Source organism: Pseudenhygromyxa sp. WMMC2535, assembly GCF_011083025.2.
Map to the genome: position 1 here is coordinate 1170382 of NZ_JABJWV010000001.1, position 22606 is coordinate 1192987.

The window sequence follows — 22606 nt, forward strand, 5'->3', positions numbered from 1 at the left end:
GCGGGCTCACTTGCTCGAGCTGACGCTCGACAGCTGGCTGGGGGTCATCGTCGGCGTGGGCGGCCCCGAAGGGCCCACGCCGGTCGAGTGGGTGTGCTGGTTGAAGAGCTGCATGAAGGCGTTGCCGAGCACCAGGGCCTCGCTCGCCCCGGCCCCGAGCTCGATGGTCGCGGCGTCGATCACCACCTTGCCGGCGGCGTCGATGGTCAGCGTGGTCGCGCCGTCGCTGGCCTGGATGACGATCGTCCCGCCCTCGTCGTCGACGTGGATCGTGTGCCCGGCCGCGGTCCGAACCACGAGCTGGCCGGGGGCCGCGTGCTCGGGGATCTCGCTCTCGCCCTGGGGCGCGCTCCAGAAGCTCCCCGTCCAGATCGGCCGGCTGGGGTCGCCCTCGGCGAACTCGATCCACACGTTGTCGCCGACCTCGGGCAGCGCATAGGCGCCGCGGTCAGCCCCGCCGCCGAAGGCCGCGCAGGGCAGCGCCCAGCCGCTCTCGACGGTCTCGCCGAGCACCGCGGGGACCTTGGCGCGCAGCCGGCCGAGCGCCATCGGATCCTCGACGTCGCTGACCACCCCGGCGTACTTGCCGTAGAAGCGCCCGCGCACGAGCGCGTCGAAGTCTTCGCGCAGCTGCTCGACCGTGTCCTTGCCTGCCTTCATTGCGGGTCGACCTCCTCTGCGCTCTGGCCAAAGTCCTCGCTCCCCGCCGGCCCGAGCTCGTTGCGCAGGAGCACGAAGGTCTGACGCAGCACGCCCTCCTCGAAGGTCGTGCGCACCGCGTGGACCCACCACTTGCCGGCCAGGCGCCGGCCCACGCCCTTGACCAGGACCGGGCGGTGGGCGCGGAGCAGCCCGCGGTAGAGGCTGGGATCGAGCTCGCCCCGGCCCTCGATCACGAAGCGCGCCGCGTCCGTGGCCCCGCGCGAGCTCGCCATGATCGCGCCCTTCGTCGGCCAGCAGTCGCGCAGCAGCCGGGTCGTCGCCTCGATCTTGGCCGCGCTCGCGCCCGCCTCGATCGCGTCGATCAGCCCCTCGTCGCCCATGGCCTCGAGCTCGCCCTCGCCCTCGCCGCTGATCAGCTCCTTGGCCAGGGGGTCGAAGCTCGCGCCCAGGACCTGCGTGGGCGCGAGCGCGAGCTGCTGGGCGTCGAACCACACCAGGTTGTCGCCAGCGCGAAGGATCGTCAGGTCGGCCTGGACCTCGCGGTCGATGGGCAGCTGACCAAAGTAAGCGGCGGGCTTGCCCGCGTCGTCGAGCTCGACCCAGGCCACGAAGCCGTTGCGCCTGGCCAGGCGCTGGACGAAGCGCCAGTCGCTCTCGCGCTGCACGAGCAGGCGCTCGTCCTGGGCGTTGGAGATCTCCGAGGCCTCGACCGCCGCCGCATCGACCTCCCAGCGCGAGAAGATCTCGCCGACGACCTCGTCGTCGCGCCTGTCCGGCCAGGCCTCGACGCGCTCCTCGACGTCCATCAGCGCGCCCACGCCGAGGGCGATCAGCTCCACGTAGCAGTTGGCCTCGACGGACTCGAAGTGCGGGCGCAGGTGGCTGACGTGACCGGAAAAGATCCGCGTGGGCAGGCCGCCGGGGGCCTCGATGTCGACGGCGATCGCCCGCGCGGGGCTGAACAGGTCGGCGTCGTCGATCGGCGCCCACTCGCCCCCGGGCAGCTGGGTCATGCGCAGACGCAGCGCGAGCACGCTCGGGCCCGCGTCGCCCTCGCGGACCTCCAGCCGGGAGATCAGCGCGAGCACGCCCGCGTCGAGGCGGTCGTCGTCGAGCAGCACGTTGAGCTTGGGCGAGGGCATGATCGATGGGAGCCGATGGCAGCCGGCGGGGCTCAGCGGCGCGGCGGGATCGCCAGGGCCTCGCCGGGGACGACGGCGTCAAAGGGATCGAGGGCGTCGGCCGCGTCGGCGATCCGCCAAAAGCGGGTCGGGTCGCGGTAGTAGCGGTGCGCGAGGTGGTCGAGGCGCTCGCCGGGGCGCGGGACGATCTCGAGCACCGCGTCGGCGTCGGCGACGACGCGCAGGTCGACGAGCTCGCGGGCCTGCCCGGCGGCGTCGGAGACCTCGACGGTCCCGGTCTTGGCGTAGCGTGAGCGCTTGTTGATCATCGGTGTGGCCTCGGCTCAGAGCGGCAAGATGTTGGTGTTTTGCTGGGCCGTGCGGTCGAGGAACATCCGCGCCCAACGCCTGCGGTTGCGGGCCTGGAAGGCGAGCGCGTCCTGAACCGCCCGGTTGTCGCGGGCCTCGGACTCGCTGACGACCTCCAAGGAGATCTCGATCTCGGCGCGGACGGGGACCAGCTGGCTGTCGTGCATGGTCTCGTTGACCGTCATCGAGGTCACCCGGACCGGGAACACGCGCTTGCGCCCCCACACGAACAGCACCGTCGGCCGGGGCGCCCGCTGCTCGACGGGCTCCTGATCATCGGCGGCCTCGTCGGCCTCGTCCTCGGCCGGGTAGAGCAGGTCCTCGAGCGCGCTGATCTCCGGGAGCAGGCCGAGCTCGTCGTCGAGCTCGCCGGAGGCCTGGTGGCGATCCGCAAAGTCGAGGCGGATCAGCAGGTCGAAGCTCTGCTTGAGCGCGCCGCTGGCCGCGTCTGCGCTCTGCTCTGACTGGCTGCTGCTCCCCCCGCTCGACGCGCCCTGGGTGCCCTGGCCGCCCTGCGCCTGCTCGATCTCCATGCTCCGCGACAGCCCCTCGGGGTTGAAGCGAAAGGGGATCGTCCGCTTCTTGTCGTCGTCGTCGGGGTAGCCCCCGGGGTCGTAGGCGATGAAGGCTCCACGCAGGTAGCGGGTGTCGTCGCTGGTCATGCTCCACCTTTGGCTTGGGTCAGGAGTCGATCGAGGAGGCGCTCGGCCAGGGCCTCGGGGCCGCCGGGGCCGAGCAGGCTCTCGGCGTCGTCGAGCTCGAGCTCGAGGCGCTCGATCAGCAGCGCGTCGAGGCGGGCCTGCTCGCCGCCGGGGAGCTGGCGCAGGCGCTCGGCCAGGGCCGCGAAGGCGCGCTCGAGCGCCGGCCCCAGGCCCTCGGCGCGCTCGCGCTCGAGGCTCGTCGAGACGCTCAGGCTGGCGATCTCGAGGGTGAGCTCGGTGGGGATCTCGCGGCTCATGAGCCCACCCCTCGGGCGCGCCTCGAGCCCCCGCGCTCGTCCTCGTCGAGCCAGCGCGCGAGCGGGCCAAAGTCCGCCGGCGACCGGGCCAGGCCGGCCTTCTCGAGCTCGCGGAAGGTCGCGCGCACGAGCAGCTCGGCGTCGAGGGGACGGCCCGCGGCGGCGGCGAGGTGCGCCGCGGCCAGGCCGATGTTGTGGATGTGCCCGCCCGAGAGCCGAAAGCGCTCGACGAGCGCGGCCAGGGTCGGGCCGAGGTCGGCGGCGCGCTTGTCCGCCGTCGGCAGGGCCTGCGCCCACAGCTGCTCGCGGCGCGCGACGTCGGGCATCGGGAATTCGATCACGAAGCGCAGCCGACGGATGAAGGCCGCGTCGATGTTGCTGCGCAAGTTGGTGGTCAGGATCGCCACGCCCGTGAACGACTCCATGCGCTGGAGCAGGTAGCCGACCTCGACGTTGGCGTAGCGGTCGTGGGCGTCCTTGACCTCGGTGCGCTTGCCGAAGAGCGCGTCGGCCTCGTCGAAGAGCAGCAGCCCGTGACCGGCCTCGGCCTCGTCGAAGACCTGGGCGAGCGCCTTCTCGGTCTCGCCCAGCCACTTCGACACGACCTGCGAGAGATCGATGCGATAGAGGTTGAGGCCCAGGGCGTTGGCGAGACACTGCGCCGCGAAGGTCTTCCCGGTCCCGGGCAGCCCGGAGAACAGGCAGCTCAGCCCGCGGCCGAGGCCCTCGCGCCCCGGGAAGTACTCGCGCTCGACGTCGACGCTGGCGCGCCGCCAGCCGACGATGTCGTCGAGCTGACGACGGATCCCCGGCGGGACGACGAGGCGCTCGATGCTGGTGTCGGTGGGCAGCGAGCCGACCATTCGACCCATGCGTCGGGCACCGCGGGCGCGCAGCGCAGCGGCCAGCTCCTCGAGCTTGGGCTCGCGCGCCTCTCCAGAGAGGACCAGGCGATCCCGAGCCTCCGCGTCGGCGCCGCGCGCCTCGTCGAGGCCCACGCGAAAGCGCCTGGCGAGCCCGGCCGCGGCCAGCTCGTCCGCGCAGACCTGCGCCCAGATCCGCTGGCTCTCTTTGACGCCGAGGGCCGGCACGTCCACGCTCGCCAGGCGCCCACACTCGGCGCGCGGGCCGACGAGCACGATCAGCCCCGGGTCGCCGAGGCGGTCCGCGAGGCGCTCGAGGCTGGAGATCGGCAGCGCGCGGTTGTCCGGCCAGGCGCGCAGATCGAGCACCGGGAGCGCCTCGGCGGCCAGGCGCTCGAGGCCCGCCGCGCCCGGGAGCTCGCCCGCGCCCGCGCTGACCACCCCGAGCTCGCGCTCCTCGACGCAGGCGAGATCGAGGGCGAGCTGACGCGCGGCGCGGGCCGAATCGGCGCGCACGCACAGCAGCCCGCGGACGTCGAGCAAGCGCGCCGCCCCGGCGACCAGGCGCTGGTCGTGGATCGGCGCCTCGGCGCAGGCGTGGCGCTCGACGTCGAGCTCACCAGCCTCGCCGCGCCCGAGCTCGCCGCGCGCCTCGAGCAGCCCGGCGAGCTCACCGGGGGCCAGGCGCAGGCCCTGGTCGACCCGCGGGCGCCCGCTGACGACCTCGACGACCTCGAGCAGCCCCAGGCGCAGCGGCGCACAGCGCCCGCTCAGCCCGGCCGCGAGCAGCTCGACGTAGGGACGCTCGAGCGCCGCCGCGAGCAGCCGCGCCGCGCTGCTCGGCGTCGGCAGAGCCACGCGCTCGTCCTCCGCGAGGATGCTCAGCGCCGCCGCGACCTCGGGGTGGAGCTCGGCCGCGGCGGCGAGCATGGTCAGCCAAAACTCGGCCTCGTCGAGGCCCAGGTCATCGAGCAGGCGCCCGCGCAGGGAGAGGTCGTCCTCGTCGAGCCAGCGCGACTCGAGCTCGAGGTAGTCGCGCATGCGATCCCCCAGGCGCAGCCAGGCCTCGACGTGGACCTCGAAGCCCAGGTGGGGGTCGATGAGCGCGTCCGGGTCGCTCTCGAGCAGGCTGCGCGCCCCGAGCATCGCCAGCTCGCGGGCGAGCTCGACGGCCCGCCAGCGCACCGACGCCATGCGTTGCTCTTCGGCCACGCTCGCGTCGATCTCCGCGGCGACCTCGGCGAAGTCGAGGTCCTCGAGGCGGCGCTCTTGGTCGTCCGTCGTCATCAGGCCGTCAGCTCCAGGAGCACGTAGGGGGTGTAGACGTGGTCGCCGATGCGCGCGCTGATCCGCCAGCTGCCGGCGCTCAGGCCCGCCCCCGCGAGCTCGGCCGCGCTCAGGGTCACGCTCGTCGCGTCGAAGCTCGCCGGGGTGATCGTCTTGACCGCCGAGGGATCGGCGATGCCCTCGTCCGGCCACAGGACCACGGCGCCGAGGCTGCCGAGCGCGCGGCCGTCGAGGACCAGATCACCGGCCATGCTGTGGCTCGCGACCGTGGGCGCGTCGAGGGTCGGCGTGCTCGCGTCGAGCACCGTGATCTGCTCGCGGACAGAAAATTGCTGGGGCGGGTCGAGCTGCGCGTCGCCGACCTCGAGGCGCAGCGCCCGGGTCCCGGTCGCGACGACCTCCGGGTCGACGTTCGGCAGCGTCAGCGCGTAGGCGCTCCCCGCCGTGAGCGCGTCCAGGCTCGCCAGGGGCACGGCGATCCCCTCGGCGAGGATCTGCGCGAGGCTGCGCCCGAAGAGCTCGACGTCGACGCGCACGCGCCCGCCCTGGGCCTGGCGCGAGGGCGTGACCCGGGTGATCCGCGGGCGCGAGAGCACCTCGACGCCCTCGAAGCGGATCCCCCCGGGGGCGACCACCGGCCCGGGCGTCGCGTCGTCGACGTCCATGGGCAGCTGGATCGGGCCGACCTCGAAGAGCACCCAGGCCCGGTGCTTGAGCTGCATGGGCGAGTAGATCTTCTCCATCAAGTCCGCTGCCGTCGGGACCTGGACCACGCGCAGCGAGCCCTCGCCGCGGTCGGCGAGCGCGGCCAGGGGCAGGCTCAGCTCGGGCTGGGTGTGGAAGATCTGCATCACGTTCCCAAGCAGCTCGTGGGCGCGGATCGGGTCCTCGGCGGACGAGCCGTAGGTCGTGACCATGAAGAAGGCCGAGAGGCTCAGCGGCGGCGGCCGCAGCCCGCCCTCGGGGGTGCGCTCCCAGCCGTCGTTGCGGTGCGTGGGCTGGGGCGTGACCCACAGCATGGTCACGCGCACGTCCTCGGCCGCGCCCGTCGCCGTGTCGAGGGGCGGACCGACCTGCACCGTCCCCGTGGGGACGGAGGGCAGGTTGTCCGAGATCAGCTCGACGAGGACCTCGCCGACGTGGTGGAGGTTGCTGAACACAGCCATCAGGACACTCCCTCGAGGCGCAGCGAGATCGCGTGGCCGCGCGGCCCAGCCCCCCGCGTGGGCGCGGCCGGCTTGCGCTCGCGCGCCTTGGCGCGGATCTCCACGTGGCCGACGGAGATCCGCACGCTCGCCTGGCGCGGGCGCTCGGGGCGAGGCTGCGCGAGCTCGCGGGGCGCCGCCGGGCGCAGCTGGGCCGCGGCCGGCTCGCGTGGTGGTTGGGGGGCGGGAACTGGCGCCTGCGCCTTCGCGCGGACGCGGGCTCGGCTTGGCTGGGCCGCCGCGCCGCCGCGCTCGCGACCACCTGGGAGGTCGCGACCACCGACCGCCGCCGACTTGGCTGCGCGCGGCTCCGCGGCGCCGCGCCGCCTCGGCTCGGCGCCCCGCGTGGGCCGCCGCGCCTCGACCTCGACCTCGCGCGGGCGCGCCTCGCTGCGTGGCTTGGGCTCGCTGCGCGCGGGCTCGGGCCGCGTGCGAGGCTCGTCGACCCTGGCGCTGGGCGGACGCACACGCCCCCGCCCAGCCGCGCGCTGTGCCGACGCGGCGTCCAGCGCTCGAGGCGAGCGCGCACGTCGGCTCGAAGGCGCCTCCGCGCTCGCCCGCGTCACCGCGCCGCGCCGCGCCGCGCCCTCGCCCGTGCTCGCCTTCGTGCTCACCTCTGGCGAAGGCCCACGCCTCCGCGTCGCGCTCTCGGCCCGCGCGAGCGTCCCTCGCGGCGCTGTCGGGCGCGCCCGCGTCGGGGCCACGCCCGGCGAGATCAGCCGCTCGACGACCCGCTCGACTCGCTCGACTCGCTCGACCCTGGTCCGCAGCCGCTCGACCCGCTCGATGCGCTCGACGAGGCGCGGGGCCGTGGCTCCTGACCGCCCCGCACGCGGCCGCTGGAGCTCGCGGCCAACCGCCCGCGAGACGCCGCGCGAGGTCTCCTCTCGGCTCGGCCCCGCGACCGCCCGCAGCTGCGCGCGCCCCCGCGGCTCGGCCACCTCTCGAGCAGCCCTCACCCTCGCCCGCCGCTCGCCTGCGTCGGCGCGCGAGCCCTCGCTCCGCCCGATGCTCGGCCCAACGCTCGGCGACGCCGCGCGGGCACCCTCTCGCCGACCGAGCGCGTGCAGACCCGCGAGCGGCCGCGCGCGCGGGCTGTCCCCGACCTGCGGACCCACGCGCGGGCGCAGGCCCACGCGTCCGCTTCGCAGCGGGCCGCGGGTCAGGCGATCGAGGGCGTCGGGCTTGGACATGGACTTCATCCGCGAAAGGTGGCCAGGAGGTCGGCGTCCTCGTCGGCCTCGATCAAGGCCAGGTAAGCGAGCCGCCGAGCCCGGCTCAGGCGATGGATATCGGGCTCACTCCAGTGATAGGTCGCGGCCAGGCGGTGGACCTCGGCGCGCAGGCGCGCGGCCGCGGTCTTCAGCTCAGCAAAAAAAAACCATCGATCTCGAAAGGCGCGGCGAACTCGTGCCCGCAGGCGGAGCAGCACACGTCCACGCCGAGGTCGAAGTCGGGCAGGGCCTCGTCGAGGGCCTGCTCGAGCTGGCGACGCAGCGCGCTGGGCAGCGCGTGGATCACCTCTACATCGAAGGGCGCCTCGTCGTCGCCGAGGCGCACCAGGGCCCGGGCGAGCAGCCAGCTGCGCCGCCGCGCCGGGCTGTCGAGCCGCGCCGCGATCAGCTCGGCCTGATCCCCCGCGCTGGGCAAGCGCAGGCTCGCCTGGCGGCCGTCCGCCAGGCGCAGCTCGAGGCGCTCGGGCAGATCCGCGAGCGCGAGCGAGAGCTCGCCGAGGTCGAAGTCGATCTCGCTGGTCTCGCCGCAGCGCGGGCAGTCGACCAGGGTCTCCACACGGTCGCCGAAGCTCAGCCGGCGCAGCGCGACCAGGGCGAGGTCGCGCTCGGCCACGCTCAGGCCCGCGACCAGCTCGCGGGCGCGGCCCGGCTCGGCCCCCGGCGGCACCAGGCAGCGAGCGATCAGCTCGTTGCACAGCGCCGCGCTGTTGTCGGCGAAGCGCCGACCCTCGAGCAGCTCCTCTTCGTAGCCGGTGATCGCCCGCAGCCGAGCGTCCAGGCGCTGTGCGGGGCGCAGCGCCTGCTCGCGCTCGCTGGCCTCCGGCACCCGCGAGCCCTCGCCTACCTCGCGCCGCTCCCCCAGCTCGAGCCCGTCGTCGACCACGACCTGATCGGCCTTGGTCACGACAACGGACTCGGCGAGCGCCGCGAAGGGGTTGCGATCACGCAGCGAGGCGGCGGTCTGTGGTGTCGACTTCACGGCTGCGGGCTCCTCGTGCTCAGCTCTCGCTCGGCTCGGTCACGCTCTCGTCGAGCTTGAAGCCCTCGAACTCGAGCTTGAGGGTCTGGATCGCCACCGCGTTGGCGTTGGCGTCCATCTCGGGCAGGGCCTGGAACTCGCTCGGCCACGCGCGGCTGAGGGTGAAGGCCATGACCTTCTGGCCCTGGAGGTTGAGGACCTCCACGGTCACCTCTTTGCGATAGTTCCGCAGCGAGACCGCGCCGTCGCCCTCGGGGCTGTTGACCTGGTTGGCCCACTCGAGGAACTGCTTGTCGTGGGTCAGGCCGGCCTCGAGGCTGATCGGCTCGAACTTGCTGCGCCCCGGCAGCTTGCGGACGATCGAGGGGCCGCCGGCTTCACGCCACTCGATGGCCTCGGTCGAGCGCTTGAGCGCCGAGAGCTTGGACAGGCCGGCGACGTAGCGGTTGTCCCACTTGACCTTGAACTTGAAGTTCTTGTAGGGGTCCTGGCGGTGGCTGTTGGTTGAGAATTGCGCCATTGTTCGGTTCTCCTCGGATCAAAACGCGCGGCTCAGCCGGCGCTCGCGGTCTTTTGGCTGAGCTTGACGACGACGAATTCCGCCGGCCGCAGCGGCGCGAAGCCGACCAGGATGTTGACGATGCCCGCCGCCTGGTCGATCTCGGTGGTGGTCTCGGAGTCGACCTTGACGAAGTAGGCCTCGCGCGAGGTGGTGCCCGCGAACGCGCCGTTGCGGAACTGCGTCTCCATGAACGCGCCGATCGTCGCGCGCAAGCTGGCCCACAGATCGTCGCCGTTGGGCTCGAACACCGCCCACTGGATGCCGTTGAAGATGCTCTTGCGCAGGAACATCGCCGTGCGCCGGACCGGGATGTAGCGCCACTCGCTGCTCGGCTTGAGCGTGCGCGAGCCCCAGACCACCGTGCCCGCCCCGGGGATGACCCGGATCGCGTTGACGCCCCGGGGGTTGAGGTCGTCTTGGTGCTTGTCGAGCACGTCCCAGCTAAGCCCCGAGATCCCGCCGACGGTGACCTCGGTGCCCGCGGGGGCCTTCCACACCCCGCGCCGGCTGTCCGTGCGCGCGTAGAGCCCGGCGACCGTCGCCGAGGGCGGCAAGATGATCGTCGACGAGCTCGTCGCGCCGACCGGATCGTTGACCTCGAGGTGCGGCCAGTAGACCCCCGCCATGTCGCTGCGGCTGAAGGTCTCGCCGCCACCGTCGACCAGGGTCGTGACCGAGGTCGCCGCGACCGCCGTGGTCGCGCTCCCGGCGTAGTTGGGTAGATCCGCGATGTAGAACAGATCCCGCTTGGGGCGGGCGTCGACGTAGGTCCGCAGGCTCTCGTAGTAGCCCGCGGCCGCGGCCTCGTCCGGGGCCGAGTCCGCGGCCCAGATGTCCGCGCTGCCGACGATCAGCGCCGCGTCCTCGATGCCGTCGAGGGCCGGGAGCAGCGCGCCGAGCTCGGCGTCGGCGGAGTAGGAGGCCGCGCCCAGGGTCCCGCCGGTCATCGCCGGCACGGCGGACACGTCCCAGTTGGCCGGGCTGCCCGAGAACCCGGCCGCCCCGTCGTTGAAGGCGGTCAGGCTGAAGCCAGCGCCGTCGACCCAGCGGATGTAGGTGCTGCGCAAGAGCACGTCGCCGACGTAGTTCTCGTCGCTGGTGTCGAGCGAGAGCCGGTCCCAGTCCTCGACGAAGTTGGTCTCGCCCGTCGCGAGGTCCTCGGCGAACACGATCAGTCGAAAGCGCGAGGTGTCGCCGTCGCTCGAGTCACCAAAGATCACCTTCAGGCCGTTGCCCCAGGTGCCCGGGCTCGAGGCCTCGACAGGGAAGATCTCCGCATTGGGCACGGTGTCCGTGTACCCGCCCCGAGCCGTGACCGCGTCGCCGTCGATCGCCCGCAGCACGTAAGCCGAGGTCCCGCCGTTGCGGAAGAAGGCGTCGATGGCATAGCGGGTGGTCACCCGCGCGGAGCCTGGCCGGAGATAGCCGCCGAACAAGCGCTCGTAGTCGCTGACGCCCTTGATCTTGGTCGGCGTCAGCGGACCGCGCTCGGTCTCGCCGACAAAAATGGTAGTTGAGGTCGGGACCCCTTCGATGGCACGGACCCCGCCGGGGACCTCCTGCACGAACACACCTGGATGGAGCAACGCCGTCATTACGACCTTCCTGAAACTGGAGATTGTGACACTTCACAATGCACAGTGCAGACTTCAGCCGCAGCGAACATTGCCCAGACACAGTGCGCGACTCATGCGATCGATGCAACAAAAACATTCACATTCAACCGTGCGCTAAAGCGCCAACTCCCCGAAGGGGCGCCGACCTCCCCATTCAAATCACTGCATATGTCTCAGGAGGACATTTTGACATTTATACATACGACACCCAACACAAAGAACACGATGTCACCTCGAACAGTCGGCCATGTGCATGTCGACACACCAGTTGATGTGTCGCGAATCTCCCCGCCCTCGCATTTTCATATCCCGACCGACACGCCCGAGGCGTAGTTGGGACATCGTCGCGACTTGGTGGGTCGTGGGTAGTGGGCGGTGGGCTGTGGGTCAGCGCCCCAGCTCGAGGCGCGCGATCAGGTCTTCGGGCAGGCCCGCGTCGTCGAGCGCGGCCACGGTCTCGGCGAGGGGGTAGCGGACGCGTCGCAGGCTCAGGCTCCGGCCTGGCCGATCCCACAGCGCGAAGCTGGCCCGCGTATCACCATCGCGCGGTTGGCCCACGGAGCCGGGGTTGAAGAGCAGCGCCCGCGCGCCATCGATCGACAGCGTGCCCCCCTCGCGCAGCTCGAGCTGCTCGGGCTCGGCCTCGGCCTCGACACCGAGGCGGTAGGCCATGGGCACGTGGGTGTGGCCGTGAAAGCACAAGTTGGTCCCGAGCGTGACGAGGTGCTCGAGGTTGGGTCGATAGCTCAGGCTATAGACGTAGGCACGAAAGCGTGCGGGGTCCACCGGCGCGCCGTGGACCGCCAGCCAGCGTCCAGGCTCGACCCCCGGGGCCGCGCCCAGCACCCCCTCGCGCTCGACGGGCAGGGCCATCAACCACGCGCGCTCGTCTTCCCCGACCACCTCCCTGGCGTAGCGCAGCGACTCCCGGGCCATGCGGTTGGCCTCGTAGTCGCCGCCAAAGCACAGCATGTGGTCGTGGTTCCCGCGGATCCCCTCGAGGCGCGGGAGCTCGGCCAGGCGAGCGATCACCTCGCGCGGCTGCGGGCCGTAGCCCACGGCGTCGCCCAGGAACAGCCAGCTGTCGACGCCGGCGGCCTCACCCGCCTCGATCACCGCCTCGAGGGCCGCGAGGTTCGCGTGGACATCGGCGATCACCGCGGTCAGCTTCGCCGGCAAAGCTGCGCCCGCCCCAAGCTGCGCGCCCTCGTCTTGGCGAAGCTCCACCCGCGGCCGTGCGCGCAGCCCTGCGCTCAAGGCCGCGCGCGCCGCCTCCCAGCTCGGCGCGAGCGGGACATCGGCGACCTGCTCGATCAGCGCCGCCCAGGCACGCGCCTCACCGACCCCGGGGCGGGCGCCCTCGGCTGGCGCCCCGCTGGCGCTGTGTCGCCACCAGTACGCGCCCAGGCGCGCGCCCAGCTGCGCGCGCAGGCGCTGACCAAAGCTCCGCCAGCGCGCCTCGTCGACCTCGGGGTACTCGGAGATCCGGCTGACCACGGCCGCGGCGAGATCGGACAGCTCGAGGGCCGAGTAGACCTCGTCGTCGAGGTACCAGATCGGACCGCGCGCCCCGCCGCCCTCCGCCCTCCGCCCGAAGCCAAAGTTCGCGGGGTTGAGATCCAGGCCGACGCCGTGGCGATCCGAGAGCGCCAGCGCCTGCTCGAGGGTCGCGGCCCAGGCCGCCTCGATCGCAGCCCAGCCGTCGAGAGAGCGCAGCGTCCTCAGGCGCGGGCAGACGCTCACCGGCCACCAGCGCCCCTGGGCCCACATCAAAAACCAGCACTTGTCGGGGTGCCACAGCTCGACCCTGGCGGCGAGCTGCAGCTGCTTGGCGAGGCGCGCCTGGGGCCCCGCGCGCTCGGCCTCGGCGTGGCCGAGGTCGGTCTTGAACACCCAACCCGAGGACTCCAGCAAGCGCGTGGAGGCCTTGGCCGAGCCGTCGGCCGGCGAGCTGACGCCGACCTTGTCCCGCCACTCGCGAGCCGAGGGCGCGCGCAGCAGCGCGAAGAGCTCGTCGACGCCCAGCTCGCCGCTGGGCCCCAGCGGACGCAGGTCTCCCGGCCCCTGCGGACGCGGGAACCACGGGTGTGCGGCCTCGACCACGCTCAGGGCAGCGACTCGATGATCTGGTCCATGGCCATGCGCAGCGACGACCAGCCCATGCCCTGGTTCGTGGTCTTGCGCGTGACCAGCACGACCACCGCGCTCTTGCCGGGGATCAGCTTCATGAAGTGGAACACGGCCTTCGACGAGATGAAGATCTCCTCGAAGGCGTCGGTGATCTCCTCACCGCGGTGCTTGGAGATCAGCTTCTCCACCCGGCGCACGTTCTTGCCCCGGAACATGTCCACGGCCGCGGCCGCGACCGCGTCGAGGTAGGACTGAGTGAAGTAGGCGATGGTGTGGTGGACGCCCATGAGCATCCCCGTGTCGAGATCGACGACGCCGCAGGCGACGGCGTCTTGGACGTCGTCGACGATCTCCTCGCAGACTTGGTTGATGGTGGCCATGAAATTTTCCTCTCGTGGTGGTTCGGGTTCGGTTGGCGAAAAGGAGGAGCTGGAGCTGGAGCTGGAGCTGGGGGCGTCGGTCTCCACGAGGTCGGACCAGTCCAGACCCTCGGAGCCCGCATCGCCCCCCTCGTCATCGTCATCGTCGTCTTTGGGCATCGCGAACACGCCGCTCGACGCCGGGTCGAGGTCCACCCCGAGGTGCTTCGACTCGTCGTCGAGGCGGGCGAGCTCGAGCAGCAGCACCTGCATGGGCACGAGGATCTCGCGGCGCTCCGGCGTGGCCTCGAGCTCGTTGACCTCGACCCGGGTCAGGTTGTTGGTGACCATGGTCGCGATCGCGTCGACGCCGACGTGCTCGTCGAGCTTGGCCTGCCAGACGTCGCCCTCGATGATGCTCACGAAGCCCTCGCGCTCGTCGGCGAGGCGCACGGTCAACAGCAGCGAGCGCCGGCCAAAGCTGGCCAGCTGGAGGTAGTCGACCACGCCAAAGGGCGCGATCTGGCCGCGCCGCTCCCCGAGCTGAACGCCGACCTGGTCGCGCAGCTCCTTCATGGAGATCGGCTTCTCGAGCACCACCAGGCGCTCGTTGGGCGGCAGCGACTGGCGAAATTGCGAGAGCACCCCGGTCTGGATGATCACCGGTACGCAGCGGCCGATGTGCTCGAGACGCTCGATCACCTGCAGGCCGCTGCCGTCGGGCAGCGAGAGATCCGTGATCAGCAGATCCGGCGGCCCGATCTCGATCTCCTCGAGGGCGTCGGCCACCGTCCGCGCGCCGCGAATCGTGACGCCAGTGATCGACGAGAGCGCGGTCTTGATGACCTGGAGCAGCAAGGCTTCGTCCTCGACCACGAGCACACGTTGCATGACTGGGTGATCCACTCTCTGGCCAGCATGCAACGATTTGGCAGGGTCGAAAACTGGCCGCTCGGCCTGGATCTCTGGCCGGCAAATGATCTCTATGTCCATTGACGAAAAACGAAACACCCATTTTTTGCTCGCACCCTCGAGGCGCGAGCGATATCGCCTCGGCCTGATTGCCGCGCTAGATCGGCAAGACGATCTCGACCGTGGTCCCCTGATCGACCTTGCTGGTGATGCGCAGCGCTCCGCCGGCGTCGCCGACGAGCTCTTGGACCAAGGCGAGGCCCACCCCCGTGCCGCCGCGCTTGTCGGTGACGTAGCGCTGGCGGCAGCGGGCGATCTGCGCGGGGCTCATGCCGCAGCCGTCGTCGATCACCGCCAGGCGCAGGGCCTGGCCGCTCGCGTCGAAGCCGACCTCCACGCGAATCCGCCCACCGACGTCGCAGGCCTCACAGGCGTTGGTCAGTAAATTCGAGAGCAGCGTGCGCAGGAGCGCGGCGTCGAAGGGCAGCGCGGGGAGCTGCGCCACCTGGACATCGAGGCCGAGGCCGAGCTCGGCGGCGCGCCAGCGGAACAGCCCGGCGAGCTCGGCGAGGGATCCACCCACGTCCTGAGGAGGCGCGCGCAGAGGACGGACGAGCGCGCGCGTGCCATCGAGGAGCGCGCCCATGCGCTTGACCTCCCCGAGCAGCGCCTCGAGGTCGCCCGCGTCCAGCCCGCGCCCCTCGCAGCCGAGCTCGAGCACCGCGAGCAGGTTGGACAGCGGCTGGCGAAGCTCGTGAACGATCGCGGACAGCACCCAGGCGCTCGACGGCGGCCGCTGCGGCGGCGAAAACTCGGAGGTCTGGATCTGCATCATTTGTAATCGATCATTCATGATGAACTTGGTTACGAAAGCTAACACCCGCAGATTGAGACCGAGCATTCATTTTCATAAGCGAAAACATTGCATCGAACGCCGACCATTCTCGACCTGTCCTCGAGATTGGGTGGCCAGCACACGGGACACTGTCCTGCACATTGGCCGAGCCCACCTTTGCTCTCCGCTCTAACTACGCGTGATCACTCGATCACACCGTGGCACGGCCTTCGCTATGTCCTCGGGCATGCTCACACGAACCTATTCCGCAGGGATCCTCGGCGTCGAGGGCTACATCATCACAGTCGAGGCAGACGTCGGCCTCGGCCTGCCTTGCTTGACCATCGTCGGTCGCGTCAGCGGTGCGCTCAATGAGGCCCGAGAACGCGTGCGTGCTGCGCTGAGCCACTGTGGCCATGCGATTTCACCGCGAAAGCAGGTCGTCAACCTCGCGCCGGCGGAGGTGCGCAAGGACAGCCCCGGCCTCGACCTCGCGATCGCCTGCGCCCTGCTCGCGAGCCACGAGATCGTCCCCGCCCAAGCGCTGGCCAAGACCCTGCTGTGGGGCGAGCTCGCCCTCGACGGTCGCCTGCGTCCCGCCGCGGGCGCGCTGATCGTCGCCGACACGGCCCGCGCGGCTGGCTTCGAGCGGGTGCTGGTGGCCCAGGCCAACGCGGCAGAGGCCGCGATGATCCCCGGCCTCGAGGTCGTTGCGATCGCCGACCTCCCGGCCGTGATCGCCCACCTCCGCGGCGAGCGAGCCCTGCCCAACGCCGCGCCCTCCGGCGGCACGCCACCCACCTCGGCGCCTCCGGCCAGCCTGCTCATCGTCTGCGGCGGCGCGCCCGAGGACGGCGCGCCCGAGGGTGAGGCCGACGATCCCCAAAGAAGCTCGACCCCAGCTCGGGATCCGCACCGCGCCGCCGCAGGGGGCGAAGCGAGCGAGCGCTGGCGCGGCCCCACCCTGGACCTCGCCGACATCCGCGGCCTCGCCCTGCCGCGTCGCGGCGTGGAGATCATGGTCGCCGGCGGCCACAACCTGCTGCTCCACGGGCCGCCCGGCGTGGGCAAGACCATGCTCGCGCGCCGCGTGGCCGGGCTGCTCCCCGACCTCGAGCACGAGGAGGCCCTCGAGGTCACCAAGATCCACGGCGTCGCCCGTCAGCGCGTCCCCGACGGGCTGATTCGCCGGCCGCCGGTTCGCATGCCGCACCACAGCGTCAGCGTCGCGGGCCTGCTCGGCGGCGGCAACCCGCCGCGCCCCGGCGAGGTCAGCCTCGCCCACCGCGGCGTGCTCTTCCTCGACGAGCTGCCCGAGTATCCGCGCGCCTGCATCGAGGGCCTGCGCGAGCCGCTGGAGGACGGCGCCGTCAACCTCGTCCGGGCCAGCTACGCCCTGCACTTCCCGGCCCGCTTTCAGCTGATGGCGGCCATGAACCCCTGCCCCTGCGGCTGGCTCGGCCACCCCCAGCGGGTCTGCGTCGACAGCCCCGCGGCGATCCAGCGCTACCAGGGCCGGGTCTCGGGGCCCTTCCTGGATCGCATGGATCTCGTGGTTCCGGTCACCCCGCTGAGCCGCGCGGAGCTCGAGCGGGCGAGCCCCGGGGAGCCCAGCGCCCAGGTCCGCGCGCGCATCCTCGCCGCCGTCGACAGGCAGCGCGCGCGCCTGGACCACACGCCCTGGCTACGCAACGCCGAGATCCCCGCAGGCGGCGCGGCGATCGAGCGGCTGTGCCCCCTCGACCCCGCGGCCCAGCGCCTGCTCAACGGCCTCGGCCTGCGCCGCAACCTCAGCATGCGCGCGCTCCATCGCCTGCGCCGGGTCGCCCGGACCATCGAGGACCTCGATCCTCAGGCCGATCCCAGCGCGCCGATCTCGAGCGCAGCCGTGGCCCTGGCGGCCAACCTCCGCCAGCTGCCCGCACTGAGCTGAGCGCCCCACCTCGAAATGGGGTGAGCGGAGGCATCCACGCCCCCGCTCACCCCATTCGCGTTTTGTACGATCCGCTCGAGCGGTGCGTCAGCGGTCCCGGCGACGGCGCAGGCCCATGCCCAAGGCCGCGAGCGCCAGCCATCCCAGCGCCCCCTTCGGCCCCGGGCGCGCGGGCGCACTGCTGCAATTGCAGCCGTCGTCGATGCCCACGTTGCCCTCGTCCGCGCCGATCTCGTCGCCCCCGGAGCCCTCGCTGTCCTCGTCGGCGAAGTCCTCGCCGGAGTTCTCGTCGGCGCTCGAGCTGTCTGCGCTACCGCTGCTGTCCTCGTCCTCGCCGCTGTCCGACTCGCTGCCCGTGCCCGTCTCGCTGCCCGTCTCCGTCTCCGTGCCCGTCTCGCTGCCCGTCTCCGTCTCCGTGCCCGTCTCGCTGCCCGTCTCCGTCTCCGTGCCCGTCTCGCTGTCCGTATCCGTGCCCGTCGTCTCGGTGTCCGTGCCCGTCGTCTCGGTGTCCGTATCCGTGCCCGTCGTCTCGGTGTCCGTGTCCGTATCCGTCGAGGTCTCCCCCGCCCCCATCTCGTAGCTCTGGGTCTCCCCGCAGCCAATGTTGCCAGCGCGGTCCTCGGCGCACAGCTCGAAGACCACCTCCTCGCCCTCGCCCACCGTCGGCAGCACCACCCGGTAGAGGTCCCCGCCCATGTACCAGGCCGGGAACTCCTCGCTCACGCCCTCCGGGTCGATCACCGCGTAGGCCCGGGCCAGGCGCGGGCCCTCGTCGCTGAGCGTGCGGTCGGCCACGGCGAAGCGCAGCGTGGGGCCCTCGGCGGGCGGCTCCACGGGCAGGCCCTCGGTCGCGACGATCACCGGCGCGCGCGAGTCCACGGGCACCTCATCCCCGGCCAGGTAGACCTCGTTGGACGAGGAGCACTCGCCCTGGGCGGTGACCAGGTCGACGCGCGCGTCCCCGTCGAGGTCGCCGAACTCCCCCCACAAGGTGCAGTCCGTGGGCGGCGGGAAGGTGTCCGCGACGTAGCTGAAGTTGCCCGCGCCGTCGTTCTCGAGCAGGCGCTCGGCCGAGGCCAGCGAGAGCACCACGCCGTCGAGGTCGCCGTCGTCGTCGAGGTCGACGCAGGCCACCCCGTTGTCGTCGGCCCCGGGGTTGCCGCTGACCCGCGTGTCGGTCTCGTCGCTGAAGACGCCGGTCCCGTCGTTGATCTGCAGCTGCTCGGTGAAGCTGCCGCCGATGTTGTCGATCCACAGGTCGAGGTCGCCGTCGCCGTCGACGTCGCAGGGCGCGACGTTGTAGTGGAAGTTGCCCGTGGCCGGCGCGGCCAGGCTGCCCCCGGCCGTGAACACGCCGCTGCCGTCGTTGAGCCACAGCGCGCCGATGCCCCCGGAGTGCGCGTTGACGACCAGGTCGAGGTCGAAGTCGCGGTCGGCGTCGAAGAACTCGACGTCGTCGATGTCTTGGCCAGCGATGGCCACGGGGAGCGCCCCCTCGGCCTCGGTGAACACCCCGGCCCCGTCGTTGATATAGAGCCGGCCGTAGGGCGGACCGTCGCCGGCGTAGGCGTCGGCGGCGAAGATGTCGAGGTCGCCGTCGTTGTCGACGTCGGCCATGCGCGCGGCCGCGCCGGCGGGGTAGTCGTCGGGCAGGCGGGCGTCGGCCTCGTCGACGAAGAGCCCGCTGCCGTCGTTGATGAACAGCACGTGGGCGTCGCCGGAGCCGCTCGGGGCGTAGATGTCGGGGGCGCCGTCGCCGTCGACGTCGCCGACGGCGATCTGGCGCAGGTTGCCCTCGTAGTTGCCGAAGGCCGCGCTCGAGTTGTCGCTGAAGTTGGCCGCGCCGTCGTTGAGGTAGACGACCAGAGGCTGGGGCGAGTCGTCGCCGCCGAAGAAGTCCGCGTAGTTGGCGAAGAGCAGGTCGAGGTCGCCGTCGTTGTCGATGTCGGTGACCCGCATGTGGTTGGTCCAGCAGCCCGCGCCCCCGCAGGCCTGAGGGTCGAGGGCCCCGTCGATCAACTCGAAGATCGGGTCTGCGTGGGCCGTGCCCGCCGTCAAGGAGGTGGTCAGGGCCAGGGCCAAGGTCAGGCCCTGCGTCGTGATCGTGCGCTGAAGAGAGGTCATGGCGGTGTTCGCGTGCTGGCCTAACACGGGGCCTGCTGGCGCACCAGCGCCCAGCGCCCGGCGCGGGCACTCGGTCCCGCTCCCCCTCCCCCGCATGGGCTATGCTGCACGCGGTGGCGAACATCGGCTACATCCAGGTCGTCCGGCACTGCAACCACTTTTGCGGCTTTTGCTCGAACCCGACCACGCCCTACACTCACGACTTCGAGTCCATGCGCGTGCTCGTCGACGACTTCGTCGCGCGCGGCTACTTCGGCGTGATCCTGACCGGAGGTGAGCCCAGCTTACACCCCGAGCTCCCGGCGATCTGTCGCTACGCCAGCGAGGCCGGCCTGCACGTCCGGATGATCACCAACGGCACGCGCCTGGCCGACCGCAAGTTCGCCCAGGCCATGGCCGAGGCCGGGCTCGAGCTCGTCCACATCTCGATCTACTCGGTGGTCGAGGCCGTCGAGGATCGCCTGCGCGGGACCCCCGGGACCTTGCCGATCGCCCTGAAGGCGCTGCACAACGCCAACGAATTTGGCATCGAGATCAACATCAATTGCGTGATCAACAAGCTCAACGCGGATCACCTCGATCGCAACATTCGCTACTTCATCGAGCACCACCCCTATATTCGCCACTTCGTGTGGAACAACCTCGACCCCTCCATGGGCCGGGCCGAGGTCAACCAAGATCAGTTCACGCCCCGGCTGGCCGACTTCGAGCTCTCGCTCCAACGCGCGCTGCGTCTGCTCCAGCGCAGCGGGCGGACCTTCCGCGTCGAGAAGGTCCCGCTGTGCTACATGACCGACTTCGCGTGGGCGAGCACCGAGACCCGCAAGATCGTCAAGAGCGAGGAGCGCATCGTCCACTTCCTCGACGACAAGCAGACCGTGCGCCAGACCGAGTGGGGTCACCTCTACGCCGAGGTCTGCTCGCAGTGCTCGCTGCGCTCGATCTGCGGCGGGCTCTTCGACCGCGGCGAGGCCTACGACCCCGCCGAGCTCCACCCGGTGTTCGTCGACCGCGACGCCGTGGTCGAAGCCATCCTCCGCGACCCCCGGGACCCGAGCTTCGCCAAGCTCAGCCTTGAGGAGTGGAAGCGCCGCTTCGACGGGCCGCCGCGGCCCAGCAACCCCGAGCACCGCAAGTCCGAGCGCCCGCCCGAGACCATGCGCGAGCCCGGGCTGGTCAAGGTCGGCAAGGTCACCGACAAGAGCCGCCGGCTGTTCGAGTCCAAGCGCAAGGCCGAGGCCAAGAAGGCGCAAAAGTACGGCGTCGGCCTCGAGGACACCAAGCTCGTCAGCCAGGGCCTGGGCGAGGGCGAGCCGAGCGCAGACGGCTGAGCACCACGCGGGCGAGTCAGCTGTTGCGGATCAAGCGCACGAAGAGCTCGCGGTAGCGCTCGAGCATCAGCGTCTTCGACCACGGCATGCTCAGCTGACGTCGGTTGCCGCGCAGGTCGATCAGCCCCGAGCCCCACGCCCAGATCAGCCGCTCGAGCTCGACCACCGCCTCGGCCTCGTCGCCATAGCGAAACTCGTTGGGGAAGAGCTCGGTGTAGCTCAGCGCGTCGGGGACCAGCGGCCGGGCGCCGCAGTGCACGGCCTCGAGCATCGAGACACCGAAGAACTCGTGCTTGGCGGTGGACAGGGCGATCTGCGCGTCGCTGAGCAGCTCGCGGTAGTCCTCGCGCGTGCGCACGAAGCCCCACTGCACCAGGCGATCGCCGAGCGCCGCGCGCAGGCGCGGCTCGGCCTCGAGCAGCTCCGGCGGACGGCGGCGAAATTGCTGGCCGCAGACCGCGAGGCGAAAGATCTGCCCGCGCTCGAGCAGCGCGTCGAGGATCCGGACCAGGGCGTCGGGGCCCTTGTCGTGCTCCCAGCGGTGGTTCCACAAGATCAGCGGACCCTCGTCGCGGGCGTGAGCCGGGAGGTCTTCGAGCTCGCGCGGGTTGGCGATCTCCGGGAGCTCCAGGGGCAGGCCGAGGACCTCGCTGCGCGCCTCGATCGCCTCGATCCAACCCAGCGGCACCGCGTCGGGCATGCGCCGCAGCAGCACCCGCCCAGCCTCGAGGAAGCTGTCGCGGTTGTGGGCGCTGTTGAACACGCAGCGCGTGGCGGCCAGGGCCGAGACCAGCTGCGTGAAGCCAAAGTGCAGGTCCCGCGCGGGGTCTTGGTTGGCGCTGTCGCGAACCGGAAAGGCGAGTTGGTTTTCGTGAAAGTAGAGCACGCGCGGCATCGCCGCGAGCTCCGGGACCATGCCCACGAGCTCCGCCAGGGGGAGGTAAGAGCTCGCGAAGAGCAGGTCGATGCGGCTGAGATCGAGGTGCAGCAGCTGCTGGGCAAAGTAGGCCGCGCTGCCTCGCATGCGCCACTTCCAGTAGCGACCCGGCAAGGTCAGAGGGATCCACTCCGCCCATGGCGCCGAGGTCAACGCGCGCCCGAAAGCTTCGTGCGAGCCAGCCTCGAAGGGCTCCAGATAGAGCACGCGCATACCCGCGCGTAGCTTACTCGCCCACGGCCGCGGCCGCAGCCTCGCCTGCGAAGCTGCGCAAGTATCCAAACAGCGATCTGCGTGGATTGCGCATGTTTAAAGTGCGACTGCGGTCACTATTCGTGCCGGTGGGCCGGTTTGTGACGACTCGATCTACCCCCACATACCCAGCGCAGCGAGATTGCGGTGGACCACGCTGCGATCGAGCAGCGGGATGGCGTGCGCCACGTCGGGCACGATCTCGAGCCCTGCACCAGGAATGCGCGCAGCGAGACGCTCGGCATTGATCGGTGGGATCAGACGATCTTCGGCGCCTGTGATCACTCGCGTTGGCGCTTGAATTCGCCCCAGTCGATGACCGGTGGAGTGACTCGCGATCGCGCCCAGCTGACCGAGCACCGCCTGGCGCTGCGGCGGGCGCTCGCGCATCAGCCCAAACCAGCCGCGCAGGAGCTCACGCGCGTCGTCGCGCCTCGAGTCCGGCAAGATCAGCCGCGCGACCGCGTCCATGTTGCCGCGCTGGACCACCGACGAGCCGACGAGATCCCCCAGCGAGCGCAGCGGCGGCAGCTTGCCGTAGGGCAGCCCCGGCCAGGTCGCCATCAAGATCAAGCCCGCGACGCGCTCCGGGTGCCGCAGCGCGACCTGCTGCGCGATCATGCCCCCCATCGAGATGCCGACGACCACCGCCTGACGCACGTCCACCGCGTCGAGCATGGCCGCCACGTCGTCGGCCATGTCGGCCATGGTCCACGGCCGCCCCGGGAGGTCGCTGAGCCCGACGCCCCGGTTGTCGGGGACGAGCACGTGCCAGGGGTGCTCGGGATCCTTGGCCAGGCGCTGCGGGAGGTCGAACCAGAACCGCCCGTCGAGGGTCAGACCCTGGATCAGCACGATGGTCGGACGCGAAGCCGCGCCCAGCTCGCGAAAGTGAATGCGGTGTTCGCCGGGGCCGAGGGTGTAGGGCACGCGAG

The 22606-nt window shown here is 71.3% G+C and carries 20 protein-coding genes; 2 read left to right on the forward strand and 18 right to left on the reverse strand.

Translation table 11 applies throughout. The annotated features are described in order from the left end of the window. Window positions 1-6: 6 nt before the first annotated feature. The 15 genes from G6O69_RS04265 to G6O69_RS04335 all read right to left on the reverse strand — a co-directional run bounded on the left by G6O69_RS04265 (window position 7) and on the right by G6O69_RS04335 (window position 15112). Window positions 7-660: a phage baseplate assembly protein V gene (locus G6O69_RS04265; protein WP_172302255.1), complete on the reverse strand. Its 654-nt coding sequence runs from the start codon at window positions 658-660 to the stop codon at window positions 7-9. Further along, window positions 657-1805 (reverse strand): contractile injection system protein, VgrG/Pvc8 family, encoded by a 1149-nt coding sequence (locus tag G6O69_RS04270; protein ID WP_172302256.1) that lies wholly within the window; start codon window positions 1803-1805, stop codon window positions 657-659. The genes G6O69_RS04265 and G6O69_RS04270 overlap by 4 nt, the downstream gene beginning before the upstream one ends. A 32-nt stretch (window positions 1806-1837) precedes the next feature. Then, the gene (locus tag G6O69_RS04275) at window positions 1838-2113 is read right to left on the reverse strand and encodes a hypothetical protein (protein ID WP_172302257.1); all 276 of its coding nucleotides are present in this window, start codon (window positions 2111-2113) and stop codon (window positions 1838-1840) included. Window positions 2114-2128: 15 nt separating this feature from the next. Further along, the gene (locus tag G6O69_RS04280) at window positions 2129-2815 is read right to left on the reverse strand and encodes a hypothetical protein (protein ID WP_172302258.1); all 687 of its coding nucleotides are present in this window, start codon (window positions 2813-2815) and stop codon (window positions 2129-2131) included. After that, complete coding sequence (locus tag G6O69_RS04285; RefSeq protein ID WP_172302259.1) at window positions 2812-3111, reverse strand: hypothetical protein; 300 nt, start codon at window positions 3109-3111, stop codon at window positions 2812-2814. The genes G6O69_RS04280 and G6O69_RS04285 overlap by 4 nt, the downstream gene beginning before the upstream one ends. Continuing rightward, on the reverse strand, window positions 3108-5261 hold the full coding sequence (locus G6O69_RS39310; RefSeq protein ID WP_217909766.1) for an ATP-binding protein: 2154 nt from the start codon (window positions 5259-5261) through the stop codon (window positions 3108-3110). The genes G6O69_RS04285 and G6O69_RS39310 overlap by 4 nt, the downstream gene beginning before the upstream one ends. Further along, complete coding sequence (locus tag G6O69_RS04295; protein WP_172302260.1) at window positions 5261-6427, reverse strand: Pvc16 family protein; 1167 nt, start codon at window positions 6425-6427, stop codon at window positions 5261-5263. Before G6O69_RS04295 ends, G6O69_RS39310 begins: the two co-directional genes overlap by 1 nt. Beyond that, window positions 6427-7659, reverse strand: coding sequence for a hypothetical protein (locus G6O69_RS04300; RefSeq protein ID WP_172302261.1), 1233 nt, complete (start codon window positions 7657-7659; stop codon window positions 6427-6429). The genes G6O69_RS04295 and G6O69_RS04300 overlap by 1 nt, the downstream gene beginning before the upstream one ends. Before the next feature lie 5 nt (window positions 7660-7664). Further along, the gene (locus tag G6O69_RS04305; RefSeq protein ID WP_176396619.1) at window positions 7665-7898 is read right to left on the reverse strand and encodes a hypothetical protein; all 234 of its coding nucleotides are present in this window, start codon (window positions 7896-7898) and stop codon (window positions 7665-7667) included. Beyond that, complete coding sequence (locus G6O69_RS04310; RefSeq protein ID WP_172302262.1) at window positions 7829-8680, reverse strand: hypothetical protein; 852 nt, start codon at window positions 8678-8680, stop codon at window positions 7829-7831. The genes G6O69_RS04305 and G6O69_RS04310 overlap by 70 nt, the downstream gene beginning before the upstream one ends. Before the next feature lie 19 nt (window positions 8681-8699). Then, the gene (locus G6O69_RS04315; protein WP_172302263.1) at window positions 8700-9200 is read right to left on the reverse strand and encodes a phage tail protein; all 501 of its coding nucleotides are present in this window, start codon (window positions 9198-9200) and stop codon (window positions 8700-8702) included. A 32-nt stretch (window positions 9201-9232) separates the two neighbouring features. Then, a complete protein-coding gene (locus G6O69_RS04320) occupies window positions 9233-10837 on the reverse strand; it encodes a phage tail sheath subtilisin-like domain-containing protein (protein ID WP_172302264.1) in 1605 nt (534 codons plus the stop codon). Between the two features lie 408 nt (window positions 10838-11245). Next, window positions 11246-12961 carry a metallophosphoesterase family protein gene (locus G6O69_RS04325; RefSeq protein WP_172302265.1) on the reverse strand — a complete coding sequence of 572 codons (1716 nt, stop codon included), beginning with the start codon at window positions 12959-12961 and terminating at the stop codon, window positions 11246-11248. Window positions 12962-12963: 2 nt separating this feature from the next. Beyond that, window positions 12964-14238 carry a response regulator gene (locus tag G6O69_RS04330; protein WP_172302266.1) on the reverse strand — a complete coding sequence of 425 codons (1275 nt, stop codon included), beginning with the start codon at window positions 14236-14238 and terminating at the stop codon, window positions 12964-12966. A gap of 178 nt (window positions 14239-14416) precedes the next feature. Continuing rightward, the gene (locus tag G6O69_RS04335) at window positions 14417-15112 is read right to left on the reverse strand and encodes a HAMP domain-containing sensor histidine kinase (RefSeq protein WP_172302267.1); all 696 of its coding nucleotides are present in this window, start codon (window positions 15110-15112) and stop codon (window positions 14417-14419) included. Between the two features lie 229 nt (window positions 15113-15341). Between G6O69_RS04335 and G6O69_RS04340 the strand changes: the two genes are divergently transcribed. Continuing rightward, window positions 15342-17027, forward strand: a complete 1686-nt coding sequence (locus G6O69_RS04340) for an ATP-binding protein (protein ID WP_172302268.1) — start codon at window positions 15342-15344, stop codon at window positions 17025-17027. Between the two features lie 87 nt (window positions 17028-17114). On the opposite strand, the gene G6O69_RS04345 is transcribed toward G6O69_RS04340, so the two are convergent. Beyond that, window positions 17115-19151 (reverse strand): VCBS repeat-containing protein, encoded by a 2037-nt coding sequence (locus G6O69_RS04345; RefSeq protein WP_172302269.1) that lies wholly within the window; start codon window positions 19149-19151, stop codon window positions 17115-17117. Between the two features lie 113 nt (window positions 19152-19264). Between G6O69_RS04345 and G6O69_RS04350 the strand changes: the two genes are divergently transcribed. Further along, window positions 19265-20482: a radical SAM protein gene (locus G6O69_RS04350; RefSeq protein ID WP_172302270.1), complete on the forward strand. Its 1218-nt coding sequence runs from the start codon at window positions 19265-19267 to the stop codon at window positions 20480-20482. A 16-nt stretch (window positions 20483-20498) separates the two neighbouring features. Here the strand turns inward: G6O69_RS04350 and G6O69_RS04355 are convergent, their stop codons facing one another. Then, window positions 20499-21632: a DUF3524 domain-containing protein gene (locus tag G6O69_RS04355; protein WP_172302271.1), complete on the reverse strand. Its 1134-nt coding sequence runs from the start codon at window positions 21630-21632 to the stop codon at window positions 20499-20501. Between the two features lie 153 nt (window positions 21633-21785). Next, window positions 21786-22601, reverse strand: coding sequence for an alpha/beta hydrolase (locus G6O69_RS04360; protein WP_172302272.1), 816 nt, complete (start codon window positions 22599-22601; stop codon window positions 21786-21788). Between the last annotated feature and the right edge of the window lie 5 nt (window positions 22602-22606).